Annotated in this window: 23 protein-coding genes; 16 read left to right on the top strand and 7 right to left on the bottom strand. The window is 53.4% G+C overall.

Annotated features, from left to right (window positions below; all coding sequences use genetic code 11):
- The first annotated feature begins 92 nt into the window (after positions 1–92).
- From rfaD to BFV64_RS00495, 6 genes are read left to right on the top strand one after another with little or no spacing between them, the layout of a single operon-like run.
- On the top strand, positions 93–1,025 hold the full coding sequence (gene rfaD, locus BFV64_RS00520) for an ADP-glyceromanno-heptose 6-epimerase (RefSeq protein WP_014881999.1): 933 nt from the start codon (positions 93–95) through the stop codon (positions 1,023–1,025).
- Positions 1,026–1,027: 2 nt separating this feature from the next.
- Positions 1,028–2,074: an ADP-heptose--LPS heptosyltransferase RfaF gene (gene rfaF, locus BFV64_RS00515; RefSeq protein WP_045281323.1), complete on the top strand. Its 1,047-nt coding sequence runs from the start codon at positions 1,028–1,030 to the stop codon at positions 2,072–2,074.
- 3 nt (positions 2,075–2,077) lie between these two features.
- A complete protein-coding gene (gene rfaC, locus BFV64_RS00510) occupies positions 2,078–3,061 on the top strand; it encodes a lipopolysaccharide heptosyltransferase RfaC (RefSeq protein ID WP_045281324.1) in 984 nt (327 codons plus the stop codon).
- 3 nt (positions 3,062–3,064) lie between these two features.
- Positions 3,065–4,174, top strand: coding sequence for a glycosyltransferase family 9 protein (locus BFV64_RS00505; RefSeq protein ID WP_045281325.1), 1,110 nt, complete (start codon positions 3,065–3,067; stop codon positions 4,172–4,174).
- A gap of 5 nt (positions 4,175–4,179) precedes the next feature.
- Positions 4,180–5,088 carry a glycosyltransferase family 2 protein gene (locus BFV64_RS00500; protein ID WP_045134461.1) on the top strand — a complete coding sequence of 303 codons (909 nt, stop codon included), beginning with the start codon at positions 4,180–4,182 and terminating at the stop codon, positions 5,086–5,088.
- A complete protein-coding gene (locus BFV64_RS00495) occupies positions 5,076–6,290 on the top strand; it encodes an O-antigen ligase family protein (RefSeq protein ID WP_014881994.1) in 1,215 nt (404 codons plus the stop codon). Before BFV64_RS00500 ends, BFV64_RS00495 begins: the two co-directional genes overlap by 13 nt.
- A gap of 24 nt (positions 6,291–6,314) precedes the next feature.
- Here the strand turns inward: BFV64_RS00495 and BFV64_RS00490 are convergent, their stop codons facing one another.
- Complete coding sequence (locus BFV64_RS00490; RefSeq protein WP_032629639.1) at positions 6,315–7,271, bottom strand: polysaccharide deacetylase family protein; 957 nt, start codon at positions 7,269–7,271, stop codon at positions 6,315–6,317.
- Positions 7,272–7,421: 150 nt separating this feature from the next.
- On the opposite strand from BFV64_RS00490, the gene rfaQ reads away from it, so the two are divergent.
- The 7 genes from rfaQ (at position 7,422) to coaD (ending at position 14,313) form a co-directional block, all read left to right on the top strand.
- Positions 7,422–8,492, top strand: a complete 1,071-nt coding sequence (gene rfaQ / locus BFV64_RS00485) for a putative lipopolysaccharide heptosyltransferase III (protein ID WP_072251816.1) — start codon at positions 7,422–7,424, stop codon at positions 8,490–8,492.
- Positions 8,489–9,616 (top strand): glycosyltransferase family 4 protein, encoded by a 1,128-nt coding sequence (locus BFV64_RS00480; RefSeq protein WP_069601603.1) that lies wholly within the window; start codon positions 8,489–8,491, stop codon positions 9,614–9,616. Before rfaQ ends, BFV64_RS00480 begins: the two co-directional genes overlap by 4 nt.
- Positions 9,617–9,618: 2 nt before the next feature.
- Positions 9,619–10,719 carry a glycosyltransferase gene (locus BFV64_RS00475; protein WP_069601602.1) on the top strand — a complete coding sequence of 367 codons (1,101 nt, stop codon included), beginning with the start codon at positions 9,619–9,621 and terminating at the stop codon, positions 10,717–10,719.
- A gap of 11 nt (positions 10,720–10,730) precedes the next feature.
- Positions 10,731–11,720, top strand: a complete 990-nt coding sequence (locus BFV64_RS00470; RefSeq protein WP_045134463.1) for a glycosyltransferase — start codon at positions 10,731–10,733, stop codon at positions 11,718–11,720.
- A 65-nt stretch (positions 11,721–11,785) separates the two neighbouring features.
- On the top strand, positions 11,786–13,060 hold the full coding sequence (gene waaA, locus BFV64_RS00465; protein WP_014881988.1) for a lipid IV(A) 3-deoxy-D-manno-octulosonic acid transferase: 1,275 nt from the start codon (positions 11,786–11,788) through the stop codon (positions 13,058–13,060).
- Positions 13,060–13,830, top strand: coding sequence for a glycosyltransferase family 2 protein (locus tag BFV64_RS00460; RefSeq protein WP_045134464.1), 771 nt, complete (start codon positions 13,060–13,062; stop codon positions 13,828–13,830). The genes waaA and BFV64_RS00460 overlap by 1 nt, the downstream gene beginning before the upstream one ends.
- A 3-nt stretch (positions 13,831–13,833) precedes the next feature.
- Positions 13,834–14,313, top strand: a complete 480-nt coding sequence (gene coaD, locus BFV64_RS00455) for a pantetheine-phosphate adenylyltransferase (RefSeq protein WP_045134465.1) — start codon at positions 13,834–13,836, stop codon at positions 14,311–14,313.
- A gap of 2 nt (positions 14,314–14,315) precedes the next feature.
- On the opposite strand, the gene mutM is transcribed toward coaD, so the two are convergent.
- The 4 genes from mutM to radC form a co-directional block, all read right to left on the bottom strand.
- Positions 14,316–15,125: a bifunctional DNA-formamidopyrimidine glycosylase/DNA-(apurinic or apyrimidinic site) lyase gene (mutM, locus tag BFV64_RS00450; protein ID WP_014881985.1), complete on the bottom strand. Its 810-nt coding sequence runs from the start codon at positions 15,123–15,125 to the stop codon at positions 14,316–14,318.
- Positions 15,126–15,197: 72 nt separating this feature from the next.
- Positions 15,198–15,365: a 50S ribosomal protein L33 gene (gene rpmG / locus BFV64_RS00445; RefSeq protein ID WP_003024094.1), complete on the bottom strand. Its 168-nt coding sequence runs from the start codon at positions 15,363–15,365 to the stop codon at positions 15,198–15,200.
- A 22-nt stretch (positions 15,366–15,387) separates the two neighbouring features.
- Positions 15,388–15,624 (bottom strand): 50S ribosomal protein L28, encoded by a 237-nt coding sequence (gene rpmB / locus BFV64_RS00440; RefSeq protein WP_002436699.1) that lies wholly within the window; start codon positions 15,622–15,624, stop codon positions 15,388–15,390.
- 218 nt (positions 15,625–15,842) lie between these two features.
- Positions 15,843–16,511, bottom strand: a complete 669-nt coding sequence (gene radC, locus BFV64_RS00435; RefSeq protein WP_014881984.1) for a RadC family protein — start codon at positions 16,509–16,511, stop codon at positions 15,843–15,845.
- A 171-nt stretch (positions 16,512–16,682) separates the two neighbouring features.
- On the opposite strand from radC, the gene coaBC reads away from it, so the two are divergent.
- The 3 genes from coaBC to slmA all read left to right on the top strand — a co-directional run bounded on the left by coaBC (position 16,683) and on the right by slmA (position 19,047).
- Complete coding sequence (gene coaBC / locus BFV64_RS00430) at positions 16,683–17,894, top strand: bifunctional phosphopantothenoylcysteine decarboxylase/phosphopantothenate--cysteine ligase CoaBC (protein ID WP_127312421.1); 1,212 nt, start codon at positions 16,683–16,685, stop codon at positions 17,892–17,894.
- Positions 17,872–18,330, top strand: coding sequence for a dUTP diphosphatase (gene dut / locus BFV64_RS00425; RefSeq protein WP_015570042.1), 459 nt, complete (start codon positions 17,872–17,874; stop codon positions 18,328–18,330). Before coaBC ends, dut begins: the two co-directional genes overlap by 23 nt.
- 120 nt (positions 18,331–18,450) lie before the next feature.
- Complete coding sequence (gene slmA, locus BFV64_RS00420; protein ID WP_014881982.1) at positions 18,451–19,047, top strand: nucleoid occlusion factor SlmA; 597 nt, start codon at positions 18,451–18,453, stop codon at positions 19,045–19,047.
- 84 nt (positions 19,048–19,131) lie between these two features.
- On the opposite strand, the gene pyrE is transcribed toward slmA, so the two are convergent.
- A complete protein-coding gene (gene pyrE / locus BFV64_RS00415; RefSeq protein WP_023331719.1) occupies positions 19,132–19,773 on the bottom strand; it encodes an orotate phosphoribosyltransferase in 642 nt (213 codons plus the stop codon).
- Positions 19,774–19,838: 65 nt separating this feature from the next.
- Positions 19,839–20,555 (bottom strand): ribonuclease PH, encoded by a 717-nt coding sequence (gene rph / locus BFV64_RS00410; protein ID WP_023331718.1) that lies wholly within the window; start codon positions 20,553–20,555, stop codon positions 19,839–19,841.
- Positions 20,556–20,611: the final 56 nt, after the last annotated feature.

Below are 20,611 nucleotides of genomic sequence, written 5' to 3'. Positions count from 1 at the left end.
GTGAATGGCTGAAGACAGGGCATTGTGATGATATGATAGAAACATTAGCGTTCGGGATTGTCCCCGGACTCCACACTTCAAAGGTTACCGTTATGATCATCGTTACCGGCGGCGCAGGCTTTATCGGCAGCAATATTGTTAAGGCTCTCAATGACAAAGGCATCACCGACATCCTGGTGGTGGACAACCTGAAAGATGGCACCAAGTTCGTTAACCTGGTGGATCTGAACATCGCTGACTACATGGATAAAGAAGACTTCCTTATCCAGATTATGGCAGGTGAAGAGTTTGGCGAGATTGAAGCCATTTTCCACGAAGGTGCGTGCTCATCCACCACCGAGTGGGACGGCAAGTACATGATGGACAACAACTATCAGTACTCCAAAGAGATCCTTCACTACTGCCTGGAGCGTGAAATTCCGTTCCTGTACGCCTCTTCTGCTGCCACCTACGGCGGGCGTACCTCAGACTTCATCGAATCCCGCGAATACGAGCAACCGCTGAACGTCTACGGTTACTCCAAATTCCTGTTCGACGAATACGTGCGTCAGATTCTGCCAGAAGCGAACTCCCAGATTGTCGGCTTCCGTTACTTCAACGTCTACGGGCCGCGCGAAGGGCACAAAGGCAGCATGGCGAGCGTGGCATTCCACCTGAATACCCAGCTGAATAATGGCGAAAGCCCGAAACTGTTCGAAGGCAGCGACGGCTTTAAGCGCGACTTCGTCTACGTGGGCGATGTGGCTGCAGTCAACCTGTGGTTCTGGGAAAACGGTGTGTCCGGCATCTTCAACCTGGGGACTGGCCGCGCGGAATCCTTCCAGGCAGTGGCAGACGCGACGCTGGCGTACCACAAAAAAGGCAGCATTGAGTACATTCCGTTCCCGGATAAGCTGAAAGGCCGCTACCAGGCGTTCACCCAGGCAGACCTGACTAACCTGCGTAAAGCTGGCTACGACAAGCCGTTCAAGACCGTTGCCGAAGGCGTAACGGAATATATGGCCTGGCTGAACCGCGACGCGTAAGTATGAGAATTCTGGTGATCGGCCCGTCATGGGTGGGCGACATGATGATGTCGCAAAGTCTCTATCGCACGCTCAAGGCGCGCTATCCCCAGGCGATGATCGACGTGATGGCACCCGCGTGGTGCCGTCCGCTGTTATCGCGTATGCCGGAAGTGAACGAGGCGATCCCGATGCCGCTCGGCCACGGTGCGCTGGAAATCGGCGAACGCCGCAAGCTCGGCCATAGCCTGCGCGAGAAGCGCTACGATCGCGCGTATGTCCTGCCGAACTCTTTCAAATCTGCCTTAGTGCCCTTCTTTGCGGGTATTCCGCACCGTACCGGCTGGCGCGGTGAAATGCGCTACGGCCTGCTGAACGACGCGCGGGTGCTGGACAAAGAGGCCTGGCCGCTAATGGTGGAGCGCTACGTGGCTCTGGCCTACGACAAAGGCGTGATGCGCAGTGCGAAAGATCTGCCGCAGCCGCTGCTCTGGCCGCAGCTTCAGGTTAATGACGGCGAGAAATCCCAGACCTGCAACGCGTTTGGTCTTTCGTCTGAACGCCCGATGATTGGCTTCTGCCCTGGTGCGGAGTTCGGTCCGGCAAAACGCTGGCCGCACTATCACTATGCGGAGCTGGCAAAACAGCTGATCGACGAAGGCTATCAGATTGTGCTGTTTGGCTCGGCAAAAGACCACGAAGCAGGCAATGAAATTCTCGCCACGCTCAGCACAGAGCAGCAGGCCTGGTGCCGAAACCTGGCCGGGGAAACGCAGCTCGAACAAGCTGTTATTCTGATCGCCGCCTGTAAAGCCGTGGTGACCAATGATTCCGGCCTGATGCACGTCGCTGCCGCGCTGGACCGCCCGCTGGTCGCGCTGTATGGTCCAAGCAGCCCGGACTTCACGCCGCCGCTGTCGCACAAAGCGCGCGTCATTCGCCTGATTACCGGCTACCACAAGGTGCGCAAAGGCGATGCCGCAGAAGGCTATCACCAGAGCCTGATCGACATCACGCCGCAGCGTGTTCTCGAAGAACTCAACGAACTGCTGTTGAGCGAAGAAGGGTAACGGATGCGGGTATTGATCGTTAAAACCTCCTCTATGGGTGATGTTCTGCATACGCTGCCTGCGCTGACGGACGCGATGCAGGCCATTCCGGGCATCCGTTTTGACTGGGTGGTGGAAGAAGGCTTCGCGCAGATCCCTACCTGGCATGAAGCAGTAGACCGCGTGATCCCGGTGGCCATTCGCCGCTGGCGCAAAGCATGGTTCTCCACACCGATTAAAACCGAGCGCACCGCCTTCCGCGAAGCGGTTCAGGCGCAGCGTTACGACGCGATCATCGACGCGCAGGGGCTGGTGAAAAGCGCCGCGCTGGTGACGCGTCTGGCACACGGCGTAAAGCATGGCATGGACTGGCACTCCGCCCGCGAGCCGCTGGCGAGCCTGTTCTATAACCGTCGCCACCGTATTGCAAAACAACAGCACGCGGTGGAGCGTACCCGTGAACTGTTTGCCAAGAGTCTTGGCTATGTAAAACCGGAATCCCAGGGCGACTACGCCATTGCGCAGCACTTTTTGCGCAATACAGACCCCTGTACTCAGCCTTATCTTGTCTTCCTCCATGCCACAACGCGCGACGATAAACACTGGCCGGAAACGCACTGGCGAAGACTGATTGAACTAATGCAACCTACCGGGATCCATATTAAACTGCCCTGGGGCGCTGAACATGAGCGACAGCGTGCAGAACGTCTGGCCTCCGGTTTTTCGCACGTTGAGGTATTGCCAAGACTCACGCTGGCGCAGGTGGCCGCAGAACTGGCGGGGGCGAATGCCGTCGTTTCCGTGGATACAGGATTAAGCCATTTAACCGCAGCGCTGGATCGCCCGAATATTACGATATTCGGCCCGACCGATCCGGGTCTGATTGGGGGCTACGGTAAAAACCAGCACCAGATGGTCAGCCCAACGCAACACACGAAGGATATTAGCGCAGATGCTATTTTTTCATTTTTACAGGGCAGCCATCGGCTTTCTGACAGGGATATTTAACCCATGAGTTATGTATTTCTGCTGATTTTACTCTTTCCGGTGAAACTCATCCGAAAGCTGTTTCGCAAAGACACAGGTAAAAACCTGGTTATTCAGACAGCAAAAATCGGCGATTTTGTTAATGCAACGCCTCTTCTGGCATACCTGCAAAAAAGCGACGTACTTATTAGTCGCAGCGTAGGTGCACTGGCGAAGCATGATGAGACGATCGACGAGATTTTTTTCATCGAACAGCATAAGCGTAACCTGTGGCGAAAGCTCTGCTTTGCCTGCCGGATCATGAACCGCTATGACAATGTGTATCTTCTGCAGCCTAACAGCGTAAATCTTTTTTTTGCCTCCGTTTGTAACGCCAAAAACAAACAGTTCTTAAGCACATACACACGCAGGTGGTATCACGGAATTTTCTATGCAACGGCAGACGGTACCGTTGAACACGGCAAAAAGACATTGTCGGTGACGAACTATCTCAAGCTTGCCGACCGCACGCTGACCTGGAAAGACTCACCAAAGCACGCCACCAGACCACTTTTTAAACCCGCGACATATCCGGCAATCCTTGATAAACCCGGCGTGATCCGCATTGGCATCAGTATTGCCGCAGGAAATAAAGCGAAAACCGTCCCGCCGGGCATCTGGAAGCGGATTGCCGATCATCTCGCCGACCTGCCCTGCGAGTTTTATGTGTTTGGCGCCCCGAACGAACAATCGTGGATGGATGATATCACCCGCGCGTATGGCGAATTGCCCAACTTCATCAATCTGATTGGCAAAATTTCGCTTGAAGAACTCCCGTGGGCCATTTCAAAAATGGATTGTTATATCGCTTCCGACTCAGGAAATGTCTACGTTGCCGACGCGGTGGACGTGCCGGTAATCTTACTGTTTGGACCCTGTTGCCACTATGAACAGCGTCCGCTTGGCAACGTACTGCTGGTTGGGAATGATGACAATATTTGCTCGTATGTTTTTGAGACTCGCTATTACTTCTCACAAAGCCGGGAAGAACTCTTCTCTGTAACAGATAAATCGCTGGACAACATTAGACATTTCATTTGCGCGTTACCAACGGCTAACGCGGCCGCATATACCGTTGATGCCCAGGGAAACTAATTGTTATGGCTTTTCTAAGCATCATTATTGCCGCACATAACGCCCAGGACACGCTTGACGCAACGCTACAAAGCCTGCAAAACGCGATTGATAATGCGGGCGATGATGTAGAAATCATTATCTTTAATGACAGTTCCAATGATTCCACACAGGATATTATTGAGACGTGGTTGCCAAAGCTTCCGAATGCGCAATCCCGATACGTTGAGTACCGTAACGTCGGTCATGTTCGAAACAGCGCACTCTCTCTGGCGTCAGGTGAGTACATTACCATGCTGGATAGCGATGACCGATTGAAACCGGGCAGCATCCGTGACGCCGTGGCATTTCTGCAAGCACAGCGGCCTGATATGCTCCTGACGCGCCTGCTGGAAATACGCGATACGCATAAAATCACCGCTGACTGGCAGGGGTTCTCTCCCGTTGCTTTATCACAACACCAGGCAATAACGCGTTTCCTTCAGCATAAAGACTTTCAGGCGCACCTCATCGGGCAATTCGTTCATCGGAAGCTGTACGAAAACAACCCGATCCCTTCAATGGTCTGTTATGAAGATTTCGCCGTGTTTCCCGGCATGTTGATGCAATCGAGTAAAATAGTCTTCCAGCGGAAGGGGCACTATTATTACATCAAACGTAACGATAGTTTATCGAGCCGTCTTGACACCAGTAAAATCGCTACGCTTGTAGAATGCACATTACAGATGGAAAAGATATTCCCGCAATCATTCAGGCATCTCATCAATTGCCACTGGTTTGATATTTACAGCAACCACCGGCAACATCTGACCGACGTGCAACTCAAATTGGTCGAACAGCGGGTAAAAAGACTCTATTCGTTCTCTTTTTTCTTCTCCAGCGATGTTCGTTTCAGCTACAAAAAAAGGGTTATTGAGGCATTATGGAAAAAGTAAAACTGCGGCTCTATCAACTGACGCTTATTTTGAGCCTCATTTCGCTTGCGCTGGCGTTACTGAGCTCAGGGAAACAGCGTGAATTCTTCTATATTGCGGTTTATGCCAGCATTATCGGCCTGGCGTGCGAATATAAAAAAATCACCCTTCGTCCCTTTTCGATTGCGCTACCCATTTTGCTGATTGGGTTGCTCAATCTTATCTGGTATATGGCCTATGAATATCATAACGAAGGCTTGAACGCTTATAGCGATTACCTTGGCGCCAGCAAGAAATTGATTTTGGCGAGTATTCTCGTTTTCTATCTTGACCGGTTCAAATCTTATATTGATAAAACAGCCTTCCTGAAATATTTCTTGTATGCCTCTGGTGCAGGATTTGTCCTTGCTACTGGTTATGGCTTATGGCAAGCGTCACAGGGTATGGAACGTGTTGAGATGGCCATCAATCGTCCAACCGTGTCGGCCTATGTTTACTCCGTACTGTCACTGGCGTTTGTATACAGCCTTTATCTTCAGAAAAACAGAAAGCTGTATGTGGCCGCAGGGCTCACCATCTTGATCTCTTATTTCGTCATCCTTTTGACGGCTACGCGCGCCGCAATGGGATTATATTTGCTTCTGGCGATTGTACTCACACTCTACCACTTCAGAAGAATCCATCTGAAATCAACGCTGATTTTCTTATGTATTGTGGCAGGTATAGTGGTTGTGAGTTACAAGCCGTTAATTCTGCCTAAGATACAACAAACACAATCTGAAATAGAACGTTATCAAAAAGGATATGACGCCACCTCACTCGGTGCACGTTTTTCTATGTGGATTATTGGTGCTCAAAACGGACTTGCCCACCCCATGGGGCAGTCAGTCGAAGACCGCGAAGTCTGGTCACAGCAATATGTGAAAAATGGACATCCACATCTCGCGGCAGCGCTTGAATTTACCCGGATTCATCTGCACAACGAGTTCATTGAAAAATACTCTCTTCAGGGGATCCCTGGGCTGGTAATATTATTCTTTTTCTATATCTCGATGATCGTGTACGCACTTAAAAATAAAAATGGTCTGCTGCTGACGACCATGCTTCTTTTATTGCTCTATGGTCTGACGGACGTCATTTTGTTGAGCTCAGAGGCGCTCATCTTCTTTGTCACCGTGTTTGCGCTGAGTACACTCTTTTCACAAACCAGACAACGCCAGTAAGTGATAATGCCCGCCATGCGGGCATTATTTTTTCTTGTGTTGATAAAACTCCGCCAGCGTCATCCCCACCGTCTTGTCGGATAACCAGCTAAACAGCGCTTCCAGATCCTGGTATAACCCCTCGATCGCCGCCTCGTCCTTAAACGTAGGACTGCCCCCGGGCATAAATTCCGACGAATGGAGCATAAACTCGACGTAATCATTTCCCTGAGAAAGGCATTGCTGCGCAACCTCAATCATCTGCGACGCATTACCACCCGTCGGACGTAACCAGTTCACAGAAGGTGAGCGGTATTTACCACGAAGACGATCGTAACCCTGTTTGATCGTGTTCAGCCAGGCAGGATGTTTATACTGAATGCTCATCGGCACTTCGAGTAAAGGGCTCGTGCCCGCCCGGGAAATGTCGTTAACGTCAATAAAGTAGGCACGGTCCGGAAAATGTTGGTAATCCGTCCCACCATGGCCTTGCGGAGCCCCCTTCGCATTGCGCCAGTTCACTCGCGGCGTCACCGAGCAATCAACCTGATACCCCAGTTCAATCAGTAGCCTGGCATAACGGCTATCAAACGCCCAGCGCCCGGCGCGGTGGCTTAACATTTTGGTCTGGAACGTCTCTTCCAGCAGGCGGGTCATGAACAGCACTTTCTCGCGCATCACCTCGTCTGAAAATTCAATCAAATAAGGCTGCCAGCGCCAGTCATCGCCCGTGAGATCGTGCTCAGGCGGGCTATTCCATGCGTGGAGGTGCATGCCCACCTCCCCCTGGCCGCGAGCGATCACGTCCCTGGCGAAGTCGATGAAAACGGGCTCGATCGCCATCTCATAGTTTGTCAGCCACACGGGCTTAAAGCCGAAACGTTCACACAGCGTCTGGAACCGGGCCAGATAGCGCGCGTTTTCCGTTTTAATGACGCGGTGATTCTGCCAGAGATTATCGCCCTCAGTATCAATCGTGATGATAAACGCGGGTTTTTTCATAATGAGTCCGCAAGACAGGGAAGTTAGCGCTATGTTACGCACTCTCCAAACCATCAGTAAACCCTTGCAGGGAAATTCCTGAGATTATGGAGAAAGAGTGCAAGTCGCTATCAGGTCTATTAGAATTGCCAACAGTACAACGCCGATAAGATGATGATGAATAACTTACCTGACACGCCTGATTTGCGCATTTTACTGATCAAACTCCGCCATCATGGCGATATGTTATTGACCACCCCCGTCATTGATTCATTACGTCAACAATGGCCACACGCGCAAATTGATGTGCTCTTGTATGAAGAAACGCGCGACATGCTCGCCGCGCATCCGGCAATTGGCACCATTTATGGAATCGATCGTAAATGGAAGCACCTGGGCACACTCAAGCATCTACAGAAAGAGTGGCAGTTGCTGTGTGCGTTAAGGAAGCAACATTATCATCTGGTGATTAACCTTGCCGATCAGTGGCGTAGCGCTATTGTCACTCGCTTCACCGGCGCGCCGGTTCGTCTCGGATTTGCCTTTAACAAACGCAACAATGCATTCTGGCGTTTTTGTCTCAGCGATTTAGTCTCCGTTGCAAATCACCAGTCTCTGCACACCGTCGAGCAAAACCTCTCCATTCTGTCTCCATTACAGGTCGCAGCGCAGCCCGCCGTCACCATGGCCTACAGCGCAGATGACTGGCACTTCGCCCGCCAACAGCTGGAGAAAAAGGGTGTAAGTGATAACTATATCGTGATTCAGCCAACATCCCGCTGGTTCTTCAAATGCTGGGATGAAGACAAAATGGCGCAAACGATTACAGCGCTGCAGCAAGATGGGCATACCGTCGTACTCACGGCTGGGCCGGATAAAAAAGAGATGGCGATGATCGATCGCATTCTCGCCGCGTCCCCGAAGACCGGCGTCGTCTCGCTGGCCGGTCAATTAACGCTGCGCCAGCTTGCAGCGCTGATCGATCATGCCTGCCTGTTCATTGGGGTTGATTCGGTTCCGATGCATATGGCCGCCGCGCTGCAGACGCCCTGCGTGGCACTCTTTGGCCCTTCCAAACTGACGTTTTGGTCTCCGTGGCAGGTCAACGGCGACGTTATCTGGGCTGGCGACTTCGGCCCGCTCCCCGATCCGGACGCCATTGATACCAACACTAAAGAGCGCTATCTCGACGCCATTCCCGTGGATGCTGTCGTCTCTGCTGCAAAGAGATATCTGTCATGAAACACCATCGTCTGGCTATTGTGCGCCAAAAATATCGTCCTGATGGCGGAGCGGAACGGTTCGTCTCCCGCGCGCTCACCGCGTTAAGCAACCAAAATCTTGAGCTGAATGTCATCACCCGTGAATGGCAGGGAGAAAAGCAGGACGACTGGCATATCCACATTTGCGATCCGCGAAAGTGGGGCCGCATCAGCCGCGAGCGTGGTTTTGCTCATGCCGCACGTGAACTGTGGCAACAACAACAGTTTGATATTGTGCAAAGCCACGAGCGAATCCCGGGCTGTGACATCTACCGCGCAGGCGATGGCGTCCACCGCCGCTGGCTACTGCAGCGTGCACGCATTCTACCCGCCTGGCGTGCAAAGATGCTGATGGTCGATCGCTATCACCGCTATGTGATGCATGCCGAACGAGAGATGTACCAGGCACCGGAACTCAAAGCGGTTATCTGTAATGCGGAGATGATCAAACGCGAAATTGTCGAAGATTTTGATATTGACGCAAAAAAAATACATATAATTTATAATTCTATTGATTCCAGCCGCTTCGTTCCGGCTCAGGAGGCACAACGTGCCGCGTTGCGTCAGCAATTTGGTTTGCCAGCCGATGCCGTGGTGTTCTGTTTTGTCGGCTCCGGGTTCGAACGAAAAGGCCTGGCCAGCGCCATACGGGCTATCGCTGGAACAGCGGCATGGCTGATTGTGGTTGGACAGGATAAAGCAGAACGTCGTTATCGCGATCTTGCCCGTTCACTCGGCTGCGAAGGGCAAATCCGTTTCCTGGGGATGCAAAAAGAAACGCTTCCTTTTTATCAGCTATCCGATGGTTTACTGTTGCCAACGCTGTATGATCCCTTTCCTAACGTCATTCTTGAAGCAATGGCCTGCGGTTTACCCGTCATAACTTCAGAGAGTTGCGGAGGCGCTGAATTTATTCAGCAAGGCCAGAACGGATTTTATTGCGACGCCCTTGATATCAAGACATTGAAGGAAGCGATATCCGCCATTCCTTCTCTGGAAAAAAATAACAATATGGGACGCGCGGCACGGGAACGTGTGAAAGACGCCACCCCCGAAAAACTGTCAAGTCAGCTTATTTCGCTTTATCAAAAATTACTGGATTAAAAATGCGCATCCTAATGATTATTGATGGTTTACCCGGTGGGGGAGCTGAAAAAACGGTTCTTACACTTTCCAGTGGATTGATAGAAATGGGACATCAGGTCTCTCTCTTCTCCCTGCGGAAAGTGTGCGATTACGCCATCCCGGAAGGCATTGATTATCAGGTTGTTCAGGATACCTGCAAAAAACCGTGGCGAAAGCTGACGGAGATCCCACGCCGCGCCCATCTGCTGGATCGGGCTATTGAGCGGGCTGAACGCAGCGGAAAATTTGACGTTGTGTTCTCTCATTTGCACAAAACCGACCGCATTGTTGCACACTGCCGTGCGCTGGAACGCGATAAAGTCTGGTTTTGCGTGCATGGCATGTTCTCGTTCTCCTATTTGCGCCATCGCCGCGGGCTTTCTCGCTGGTTTAAGCATCTTAAAATTCGTCATACCTACGAAAATCGTAATGTTGTCGCTGTTTCAGGCGCCGTGTTGAAAGATCTTTCAGAGACGCTGGCGCTCACGCTTCGACGCAAAGCGGTAATCCATAACCCGTTTGATATCCCTGAAATTCAGCGTCTGGCTGATGCCCCCTTTGAAATGCAAGGGAAGGATTACATCATTCATGTTGGCCGCTTCCATGAGCACAAACGTCACGATCGGCTTTTACGTGCGTTCGCACTGAGTCAACTTGACACTACACTGGTCATGATGGGCAATGGATCCGACGCCAAAATCCAAAAATTACAGCAGCTTGCCAGAGATTTGGGTATTGAAAACAAAACGGTTTTCCGCCCATTCGACGCCAACCCCTACCCCTGGATAAAAGGGGCGCGGTTCTTAGTGTTAAGTTCTGACTGCGAAGGTTTTGGTAATGTGCTGGTCGAATCCATTATCTGCCAGACCCCGCCGGTCAGTACAAATTGTCCAGGAGGCCCCGCTGAAATCCTCACGGGAGACCTGGCGCGCGGGCTGTCAGAGTTAAACGACGAATCACTGGCAAAAACGCTGGTCGATATTTATACCTCCCCGCCGGTCGTTGGCGGTGCAACCATTGCGTCGTTCGGCATCAATGCCATTTGCCGGCAATATATTGCTTTGGTAGACAATCAAAAATAATCAGGTTTCTTATGCAAAATTCAGCGCCATTATTAAGCGTGGTGGTTGCCGTATATAACGGTGAAGCTTTTCTGGATCAGTTCTTTACCTGCCTTCTGAATCAACGCATCGACAGCATGGAAGTCATTATTGTCAATGACGGCTCTACTGACCGTTCGATGCAGATCGTCGAAAGCTGGCGTGAAAAACTGCCGCAGTTGCAGGTGATTGAACAGCAAAATCAGGGCGTATCCATCGCGCGTAATACCGGCCTGGCCGTAGCAACGGGTCAGTATCTCTCTTTCCCGGATATTGATGATGTCTTCAAGCCGGGCATGTACCAGCGTCTTCTGGATATGGCCGTCACGCAGGATTTGGATGTCGCGACCTGCAATGGGAACTACGTCTGGGAAAACAACAAGAAACCCTCTCGCCCTATTTTCCCTGAAGATAAACTCGCCTCGACGGATGTCATGACTGGCCCGGCGTGGTTAAAGAAGGCGCTGGATTCACGAAAGTTCCTGCACGTCACCTGGTTAAACATCTATCGCCACGACTTTATTCGTAAACACAGTTTCCATTTTGAACCCGGCCTTCGCCATCAGGATATTCCGTGGACGACCGAAGTGCTGCTTGCCGCGGAACGCGTTCAGTACACCAGCGAACGCTTTTATGACTACTACATTCACTCTGCTTCGGTATCGCATACTCCGGATAATGACGACACGCTGATTCGCTCCGCCCGTCATTACATGAAAATCCTGCAGATGCTTGACGCCATTAACCAGCGTTACCCGGATAAAGTGAAAAATATCCCGGCTTGCCACTGGCAAATCGCCAAAGAGGGGCTGGGGATCATTCACACCTTCGACAACATGAAGGATGAGGCGAAGAAGACCATGATTATCAAAGAGTTCTTTGATACCGGGATCTGGAAGCTTATCTGGAAAAGTGCTAAAAGTCCGCGTTTGCGCTGGCGTCTGGGTCGACGCTACTTCCGTTTAAAACGGTATCTGGCATAAGAGATAGCTTTAGCACGCTTAAATGCTTAGAATTTCCCGGCCGAAACTAAAAAACGGATAATCGCTTGGAATTGTTGTATACCGCCCTGCTCTACATCATTCAGCCACTGGTGTGGCTGAGACTGTTGCTTCGTAGCCGTAAAGCGCCTGCGTACCGTAAACGCTGGGCTGAGCGCTATGGCTTTTGCCGCAATAAAGTCGCCCCGGACGGTATTCTCCTGCATTCCGTTTCTGTTGGTGAAACGCTGGCAGCGATCCCGTTGGTTCGCGCCCTGCGTCACCGCTACCCGTCGCTGCCCATCACCGTCACGACGATGACGCCAACCGGCTCAGAGCGCGCGTTATCCGCCTTTGGCAAAGACGTTCATCACGTCTACCTCCCTTACGATCTGCCCTGCGCCATGAATCGTTTCCTGAATACCGTTCGCCCGAAACTGGTGATCGTGATGGAAACTGAACTGTGGCCGAACATGATTTCCGCCCTGCATGCCCGTAAAATTCCACTGGTGATTGCCAACGCGCGCCTGTCAGAGCGCTCAGCGAAAGGCTACGGCAAGCTGGGTAAATTTATGCGCCGTCTCCTGAGCAAAATCACCCTGATTGCCGCGCAGAATGAAGAAGATGCCGCACGCTTTATCGCGCTGGGCCTGAAACGCAACCAGCTTGCGGTAACGGGCAGCCTGAAATTTGATATTTCTGTTACCCCTGAACTCGCCGCCCGCGCGATCACGCTGCGTCGCCAGTGGGCCCCGCGTCGTCAGGTCTGGATTGCAACCAGTACCCATGATGGCGAAGAAGAGATCATCCTGCAGGCGCACCGCAAGCTGCTGGAAAAATTCCCTGATTTACTGCTGATCCTCGTTCCCCGCCATCCGGAGCGTTTTAAAGATGCCCGTGAAATGGTGCAGAAAGGCGGCTTCAGCTTCACCTTGCGCAGCAGCGGTGAGATCCCTTCCGGCAGCACCCAGGTGGTGATTGGCGATACCATGGGCGAGCTGATGTTGCTGTACGGCATTGCCGACCTCGCCTTTGTCGGCGGCAGCCTGGTGGAACGCGGCGGCCATAACCCGCTCGAGCCAGCTGCGCACGCCATTCCGGTGCTGATGGGTCCGCACACGTTTAACTTCAAAGATATCTGCGCCAAATTGCAGCAGGCCGATGGTTTAATTACCGTGACCGACGCGGACTCCGTCGTCAAAGAGGTGTCGACCCTTCTGACGGACGAAGATTATCGTCTGTGGTACGGTCGCCATGCCGTCGAAGTGCTGCATCAGAACCAGGGCGCACTCACCCGTCTTCTGCAGCTTCTGCAACCTTATCTGCCTCAGCGGAGCCACTAATGTCAACGCGTCTGTCGGTCGTGATGATCGCCAAAAACGCCGCCGACCTGCTTCCGGACTGCCTGGCTTCGATCGCCTGGGCTGACGAAATCGTCGTCCTTGACTCCGGCAGCACGGACAACACGGTGGACGTTGCCCGCGCAGCGGGTGCAAAGGTCTTTATCAATACGGACTGGCAAGGCTATGGCATCCAGCGCCAGCGCGCGCAAAAGTATGCTACCGGTGATTACGTGTTGATGATCGACACCGACGAGCGTGTCACCCCGGAACTCCAGCAAGCCATTCAGACCGTGCTTGCCGCGCCACAGCCTGGAGCGGTCTACAGCATTGCCCGTCGTAACTACTTCCTGGGCCGTTTTATGCGCCACAGCGGCTGGTATCCAGACCGCGTAATGCGCCTCTATGAGCGCGAGCGTTATCAGTACAACGATAATCTGGTGCATGAATCCCTGGCCTGCGACAACGCTCAGGTGATTGCCTTATCCGGCGACCTGCTGCATCTGACCTGCCGGGATTTCGCCAGCTTCCAGCGTAAACAGCTCAACTATGCGACCGCATGGGCGCAGGAGCGCCACCAGCGCGGCAAGAAGGCGACGCTGACCGGGATTTTTACCCATACGCTGGGTGCGTTTCTGAAAACGCTGCTGCTGCGCGGCGGCGTGCTGGACGGTAAACAGGGCTGGTTACTGGCAGTCGTGAATGCTCAGTATACTTTTAACAAATACACCGAGCTGTGGGCGCTCTGCCGCGGCTACTCAGAGAAAACGTGAGCCATGAGCACAAAAGCGATTTATCCGGGTACCTTCGATCCGATCACCAACGGTCATCTTGATATCATCACCCGTGCGGCGTGCATGTTCGACACGGTGATTCTGGCGATTGCCGCCAGTCCCAGCAAGAAACCCATGTTTGACCTCGACGAGCGTGTTGCGCTTGCCCGCGATGCGATTGCACACCTGCCGAACGTAGAGGTGGTGGGCTTCAGCGACCTGATGGCAAACTTCGCCCGTGCCCAGCAGGCAAACATCCTGATTCGCGGGTTACGCGCGGTGGCAGACTTCGAGTATGAGATGCAGCTGGCGCACATGAACCGCCACCTGATGCCGGAGCTGGAAAGCGTATTCCTGATGCCGTCCAAAGAGTGGTCGTTTATCTCTTCTTCGCTGGTGAAAGAGGTGGCGCGCCATCACGGGGACGTTACCCACTTCCTGCCGGTAAACGTCCACCAGGCGTTGCAAGAAAAGCTAAAGTAGCGCTATTTCTGACACTGACGGCAGTAGAACGTGGCGCGCTGTGCGTGCTTCGTGGCAATAACTGGCGTTCCGCAGACTCTGCATGGCTCGCCTTTACGGCCATACACCTGCAGCTCCTGAGCAAAATAGCCCGGCTTGCCGTCGCTTTGCAGGAAATCCTTCAGCGTGGTTCCGCCCTGCTCAATCGAGCGCAGCAATACCGCTTTAATCACTCTGACCAGCAGCTCGCACTCCTGAGCCGACAGTGAAGAGGCCAGCCGATCGGGATGGATCCCGGCGGCAAACAGCGATTCGCTGGCATAGATATTCCCCACGCCGACCACCAGCTTGTTATCCATCAGCCAGGGCTTAATCGGGCTCTTCTTCTTCGCGCACTTCGCTTTCAGGTATTCCGCATTAAACGCGTCTGAGAGCGGCTCCGGGCCCAGATGCGCCAGCACGTTGTGCCCGTCCAGCTCTTTAGTCCACAGCCACGCGCCAAAGCGCCGTGGGTCGGTGTAACGCAGCACTTTGCCGTTGCTCATCACCAGATCGACGTGGTCGTGCTTTTCCGCGGGCAGTTCTTCAGTAAGGATGCGCAGGCTCCCGGACATCCCCAGATGGATGATAATCCAGCCGTCAGGCAGCTCCAGCAGCAGGTATTTCGCGCGGCGCTGCACGCTAAGCACGGGTTTATCGCTTAACGCGTGGATCTCATCGGACACCGGCCAGCGCAGACGTCCATTGCGAACGACAGCATGAAGAATCGTCGCGCCGACCAGATGGGGCTCAATGCCGCGGCGGCTGGTCTCTACCTCAGGTAATTCAGGCATGGTTCCTCCGTTGAGATGCAGAATGCAAAAAACCCCGCATTTGCGGGGTTTTTCAATACAAGGAGGCTAAAATTATTTGATTTTAGCTTCTTTGTACAGTACGTGCTGGCGTACAACTGGATCGAATTTTTTCAGTTCCAGTTTTTCCGGCTTAGTACGTTTGTTCTTCGTGGTGGTGTAGAAGTGACCTGTACCAGCAGAAGAAACCAGCTTGATTTTCTCGCGAATACCTTTAGCCATGATTTATTTCCTCTTTAAGTACTTAGTACTTTTCGCCACGGGCACGCAGTTCAGACAGAACTGTATCGATGCCTTTCTTATCAATTACACGCATACCTTTAGCAGATACACGCAGGGTGACAAAACGCTTCTCGCTCTCAACCCAGAAACGGTGAGAGTGCAGGTTCGGCAGGAAACGGCGTTTAGTCGCGTTCAGTGCGTGGGAACGGTTGTTACCGGTCACCGGACGCTTGCCAGTAACTTGGCAGACTCGGGACATGTCTATTCTCCAAAAATCAAATTAGCTCGAGCTTCGTATGGGGTATCGGCGCCTCGTCAGGCTTTACAGCCCGGTCATCGCATAGTTCTAAGTGAACTCTCGATTGCCAGGCCCAAATGCCAAACCCGAGATTCTCAAAGGTGGCGTAGTATACGCTGACTCGGCGGTGTGCTCAAGTCCCGAACAGACAAAGATCCCGATGGATCGCCAGAAATAGCCTAAATCCAGCCATGTTCGGCAAAAGAAAGGTACTCTCCGCGGCCAATTATCAGATGATCCAGCACACGAATGTCCATGAATTGACAGCATTTGATAATGCGCTCGGTCATTTCTTTGTCAGCTCTGCTCGGTTCTGCACAGCCAGAGGGGTGATTATGCGCGAGGATCACGCCCGCTGCATTCACTTTTATCGCTTCGCGCACAATTTCACGCGGATGTACCTCAACATGGTTCAGGGTACCCGAAAAAAGATGGCTGTGTTTCAGCACCCGGTTCCTGTTGTCGAGAAAGATCACCATAAAGATCTCGCGTTCAACATCGGTTAACTGACTTTGCAGGAATTCTCGCGTCATCGCTGGCGTCAGGATCGGTGCCTCCTTCTCCAGGCGGACATTGTTAAAACGGCGGGCCAGCTCGGCAATCGCCCTCAGCTGAGCATATTTCGCCACGCCGATCCCGCCAATGTGCTTAAACTGCGCCAGGTCGGCGGTCAGCAAGCCATACAGTGAACCGAAATGAGCGATCAGCTCTTTTGCCAGCGTAAAGACCGTTTTCCCCGGGGTCCCGGTACGCAAAAAGAGCGCCAGCAGCTCATCGTCTGTTAATGGGGTGACGCCGTTGCGCAGCAACTTTTCGCGCGGCAGCAGCAGTTCATCCTCTTCTTCCATGCTCTTTCTCCCTTTTTACCCACATGCTGCCACAGGCCAGTCAGGCACTCGACGGCCTCGTATCGTTCTTGCGTAGCGCCTCGCAAAGTGAGCTAAGGACAAAATCACCGCGCTCAGGGGATTGTGATAAAATGCCCGCTCTCTGGTGAAACCCAACAGGAAAGAATCATGATGAGCCTGGCCGGTAAAAAAATCGTTCTTGGCGTAAGCGGCGGTATTGCTGCCTATAAAGCGCCGGAGCTGGTGCGTCGTCTGCGCGAGCGCGGGGCGGATGTGCGGGTCGCGATAACCGAAGGCGGCAAAGCCTTTATCACTCCCCTGAGCCTGCAGGCCGTGTCAGGGTACCCGGTATCTGACAGCCTGCTCGACCCGGCCGCCGAAGCCGCAATGGGCCACATTGAGCTTGGGAAGTGGGCAGATCTTGTGATTCTTGCCCCTGCCACGGCTGATTTGATTGCCCGAGTGGCGGCCGGTATGGCGAACGATTTGGTTTCAACCATATGCCTCGCTACACCTGCCCCGGTCGCCGTTGTGCCTGCGATGAACCAGCAGATGTACCGTAACGCGGCCACCCAGCATAATCTGGAGATGCTGGCGTCACGCGGCCTGCTTATCTGGGGTCCGGACAGCGGCAGCCAGGCCTGCGGCGATGTGGGCCCGGGCCGCATGCTTGACCCACTGACGATTGTCGACATGGCCGCCGCCCATTTCTCGCCTGTCAACGATCTGCAACATCTCAACATCATGATTACCGCGGGCCCTACGCGCGAGCCGCTGGACCCGGTGCGTTACATCACTAACCACAGTTCCGGCAAAATGGGTTTTGCCATTGCCGCCGCTGCCGCAAAACGCGGCGCCAACGTCACGCTGGTAAGCGGTCCGGTCTCGTTGCCTACGCCGCCTTTTGTGCAGCGCATTAACGTCACCACCGCCCTGGAGATGGAAGCCGCCGTGCAGGCTCATGCGCAACGCCAGCAGATTTTCATCGGTTGTGCGGCCGTGGCAGACTACCGCGCTGAGACCATCTCTGATGCGAAAATCAAAAAGCAAGGCGATGAATTAACGCTAAAAATGGTGAAAAACCCGGACATTGTTGCCGGCGTCGCCGCACTAAAAAACCATCGTCCCTACGTTGTTGGGTTTGCCGCAGAAACGAATAATGTGGAAGAATATGCTCGGCAAAAACGTACGCGCAAAAACCTCGATTTAATCTGCGCGAACGATGTATCGCTGGCCACGCAAGGATTTAACAGCGACAGCAACGCACTGCACCTTTTCTGGCAGGATGGAGATAAAATCTTACCGCTTGAGCGCAAGGAACTCCTGGGCCAACAATTACTGGACGAGATCGTTACCCGTTATGATGAAAAAAATCGACGTTAAGATTCTGGACCCGCGTGTTGGCGAGCAATTCCCGCTGCCAACCTATGCCACCTCCGGCTCTGCCGGACTTGACCTGCGCGCCTGTCTCGACGACGCCGTAGAACTGGCTCCGGGTGCCACCACCCTGATCCCGACGGGCCTGGCCATTCACATTGCTGACCCGTCTCTGGCGGCAGTCATCCTGCCACGCTCTGGCCTTGGCCATAAGCATGGCGTTGTGCTGGGCAACCTGGTTGGCCTGATCGACTCCGACTATCAGGGTCAACTGATGGTTTCCGTCTGGAACCGTGGTCAGGACAGCTTCACCATTGAACCGGGCGAGCGTATCGCGCAGATGGTCTTTGTGCCGGTGGTTCAGGCAGAATTTAACCTGGTGGCAGATTTTGACGCCACCGACCGTGGCGAAGGCGGCTTCGGCCATTCCGGGCGCAAATAAACGCCCAACAAACACGTATCTCACAGCGCCATAATGCAATAACAAACCGCAAACGTCCGTTTGCGGTCGCTGTGTGGATGCCAGCCTGGCAAGTGCTTATTTTCAGGGGTATTTTGTAACATGGCAGAAAAACAAACCGCGAAAAGGAATCGTCGCGAAGAAATACTTCAATCTCTGGCTCTGATGCTTGAATCCAGCGATGGCAGTCAACGCATCACCACCGCTAAACTGGCCGCCTCTGTAGGCGTGTCTGAGGCGGCGCTATACCGTCATTTCCCCAGCAAAACCAGGATGTTCGACAGCCTGATTGAGTTTATTGAAGACAGCCTGATCACACGCATCAACCTGATTCTGAAAGACGAAAAAGACACCACCGCGCGTCTGCGTCTGATTGTGCTGTTAATTCTGGGCTTTGGTGAACGTAACCCGGGCTTGACCCGTATCCTCACTGGCCACGCGCTGATGTTTGAGCAGGACAGGCTACAGGGCCGCATTAATCAGCTTTTCGAACGTATTGAAGCGCAGCTGCGCCAGGTACTACGCGAGAAGAAAATGCGTGAAGGCGAAGGATACACGATGGATGAGACATTGCTGGCAAGCCAGATCTTAGCGTTTTGTGAAGGTATGCTCTCACGCTTTGTCCGTAGCGAATTTAAATACCGTCCAACGGACGATTTTGACGCCCGCTGGCCGCTCGTCGCCGCTCAGTTGCAATAACTCCGGTGCCGGATGACGGCTTCGCCTTATCCGGCCTGCGGGTGATGTAGGCCCGGTAAGCGGTAGCGCCACCGGGCAATTCAGCTACACGCCAAACTCTTCGCGATATGCACGCACCGCAGCCAGATGGTCCGCCATCTCAGGCTTCTCTTCCAGATACGCAATCAGCTCTTTCAGGGTAATGATAGAGGTCACTTTGCAGCCGTAATCACGCTCAACTTCCTGGATAGCAGAGATATCGCCGCGACCACGCTCCTGACGATCCAGAGAAATCAGTACGCCAGCCAGCGTCGCGCCGTGAGCCTGGATAATCTCCATCGATTCACGAATCGCAGTGCCTGCGGTGATCACATCGTCCACCAGCATCACGCGGCCCTGCAGTGCACTGCCGACCAGGTTACCGCCTTCACCGTGGGTTTTAGCCTCTTTACGGTTAAAGCAGTACGGCACGTCGCGATCGTGATGTTCCGCCAGCGCTACTGCGGTGGTGGTCGCAATCGGAATGCCTTTGTAGGCCGGGCCAAAAAGCAGGTCAAAATCAATTCCGGAATCCATCAGCGCTTCGGCATAGAAACGACCCAACAGCGCCAGATCGCGCCCGGTATTAAACAGCCCGGCGTTAAAGAAATAAGGGCTCTTACGACCGGATTTCAGCGTAAACTCGCCAAACTTAAGGACCTGTTTATTAATCGCAAACTCAATAAACTGGCGCTGATACGATTTCATGGATTCGCTCCTTTGGTTTCTGTCTTGCAGGCAAAAAAAAGGCGACTCATTGGTCGCCTTTAAAATCAATTTTCTAACGCCGCTTTCTGCGACGTGACAATAGATTCGATTCCCCCTCGGGCCAGAGCCAGCAGGGTAAGAAGTTCTTCATGGGTGAACGGCTCGCCTTCCGCCGTGCCCTGTACCTCAATGATGCGACCGTCTTCGGTCATCACTACGTTCATGTCGGTCTCGGCGGCGGAATCTTCGACGTATTCCAGATCGCACAGCGCTTCACCGTTAACGATACCCACGGAAACCGCCGCAACCATGCCTTTCATTGGGTTGGTTTTCAGCTTACCGGCTGCAACCAGTTTGTTCAGGGCATCGGCCAGCGCCACACAGGCACCGGTAATGGACGCGGTACGCGTGCCGCCATCAGCCTGAATCACGTCGCAGTCGAGCGTAATCGTGAATTCACCGAGAGTTTTCAGGTCCACAGCGGCGCGTAGCGCCCGCGCGATCAGACGCTGAATTTCCATGGTACGGCCACCCTGCTTACCCTTCGCCGCTTCACGGGCGTTACGGGTGTGAGTCGCGCGCGGCAGCATGCCGTATTCTGCGGTGATCCAGCCCTGGCCCTGGCCTTTCAGGAAACGCGGAACACCTTCTTCGATGGACGCGGTGCACAGTACTTTGGTGTCACCAAACTCAACCAGCACGGAACCTTCAGCGTGTTTTGTATAGTTACGGGTCAGGGTGACGGGACGCACCTGATTGGCGCTACGACCTGATGGACGCATGATGGATTCTCCGGCTTGAAACGAATGTGGCTGCGCATTATACGGATAAAGGACGC

It is taken from the genome of Enterobacter kobei (assembly GCF_001729765.1).
Taxonomy (GTDB): Bacteria; Pseudomonadota; Gammaproteobacteria; order Enterobacterales; family Enterobacteriaceae; genus Enterobacter; species Enterobacter kobei.
This window is presented reverse-complemented; position numbering and strand designations above follow the sequence as displayed.

What these genes read in the sequence shown, in the direction of transcription:
- rph (WP_023331718.1), bottom strand. Translation starts at nt 20,555, where the DNA reads ATGCGTCCATCAGGTCGTAGCGCCAATCAGGTGCGTCCCGTCACCCTG.
- dut (WP_015570042.1), top strand. Translation starts at nt 17,872, where the DNA reads ATGATGAAAAAAATCGACGTTAAGATTCTGGACCCGCGTGTTGGCGAG.
- BFV64_RS00475 (WP_069601602.1), top strand. Translation starts at nt 9,619, where the DNA reads ATGCGCATCCTAATGATTATTGATGGTTTACCCGGTGGGGGAGCTGAA.
- BFV64_RS00480 (WP_069601603.1), top strand. Translation starts at nt 8,489, where the DNA reads ATGAAACACCATCGTCTGGCTATTGTGCGCCAAAAATATCGTCCTGAT.
- pyrE (WP_023331719.1), bottom strand. Translation starts at nt 19,773, where the DNA reads ATGAAATCGTATCAGCGCCAGTTTATTGAGTTTGCGATTAATAAACAG.
- rpmB (WP_002436699.1), bottom strand. Translation starts at nt 15,624, where the DNA reads ATGTCCCGAGTCTGCCAAGTTACTGGCAAGCGTCCGGTGACCGGTAAC.
- mutM (WP_014881985.1), bottom strand. Translation starts at nt 15,125, where the DNA reads ATGCCTGAATTACCTGAGGTAGAGACCAGCCGCCGCGGCATTGAGCCC.
- radC (WP_014881984.1), bottom strand. Translation starts at nt 16,511, where the DNA reads ATGGAAGAAGAGGATGAACTGCTGCTGCCGCGCGAAAAGTTGCTGCGC.
- rfaQ (WP_072251816.1), top strand. Translation starts at nt 7,422, where the DNA reads ATGATGATGAATAACTTACCTGACACGCCTGATTTGCGCATTTTACTG.
- BFV64_RS00460 (WP_045134464.1), top strand. Translation starts at nt 13,060, where the DNA reads ATGTCAACGCGTCTGTCGGTCGTGATGATCGCCAAAAACGCCGCCGAC.
- rfaF (WP_045281323.1), top strand. Translation starts at nt 1,028, where the DNA reads ATGAGAATTCTGGTGATCGGCCCGTCATGGGTGGGCGACATGATGATG.
- BFV64_RS00495 (WP_014881994.1), top strand. Translation starts at nt 5,076, where the DNA reads ATGGAAAAAGTAAAACTGCGGCTCTATCAACTGACGCTTATTTTGAGC.
- rpmG (WP_003024094.1), bottom strand. Translation starts at nt 15,365, where the DNA reads ATGGCTAAAGGTATTCGCGAGAAAATCAAGCTGGTTTCTTCTGCTGGT.
- rfaD (WP_014881999.1), top strand. Translation starts at nt 93, where the DNA reads ATGATCATCGTTACCGGCGGCGCAGGCTTTATCGGCAGCAATATTGTT.
- BFV64_RS00470 (WP_045134463.1), top strand. Translation starts at nt 10,731, where the DNA reads ATGCAAAATTCAGCGCCATTATTAAGCGTGGTGGTTGCCGTATATAAC.
- coaD (WP_045134465.1), top strand. Translation starts at nt 13,834, where the DNA reads ATGAGCACAAAAGCGATTTATCCGGGTACCTTCGATCCGATCACCAAC.
- BFV64_RS00505 (WP_045281325.1), top strand. Translation starts at nt 3,065, where the DNA reads ATGAGTTATGTATTTCTGCTGATTTTACTCTTTCCGGTGAAACTCATC.
- rfaC (WP_045281324.1), top strand. Translation starts at nt 2,078, where the DNA reads ATGCGGGTATTGATCGTTAAAACCTCCTCTATGGGTGATGTTCTGCAT.
- BFV64_RS00490 (WP_032629639.1), bottom strand. Translation starts at nt 7,271, where the DNA reads ATGAAAAAACCCGCGTTTATCATCACGATTGATACTGAGGGCGATAAT.
- slmA (WP_014881982.1), top strand. Translation starts at nt 18,451, where the DNA reads ATGGCAGAAAAACAAACCGCGAAAAGGAATCGTCGCGAAGAAATACTT.
- coaBC (WP_127312421.1), top strand. Translation starts at nt 16,683, where the DNA reads ATGAGCCTGGCCGGTAAAAAAATCGTTCTTGGCGTAAGCGGCGGTATT.
- BFV64_RS00500 (WP_045134461.1), top strand. Translation starts at nt 4,180, where the DNA reads ATGGCTTTTCTAAGCATCATTATTGCCGCACATAACGCCCAGGACACG.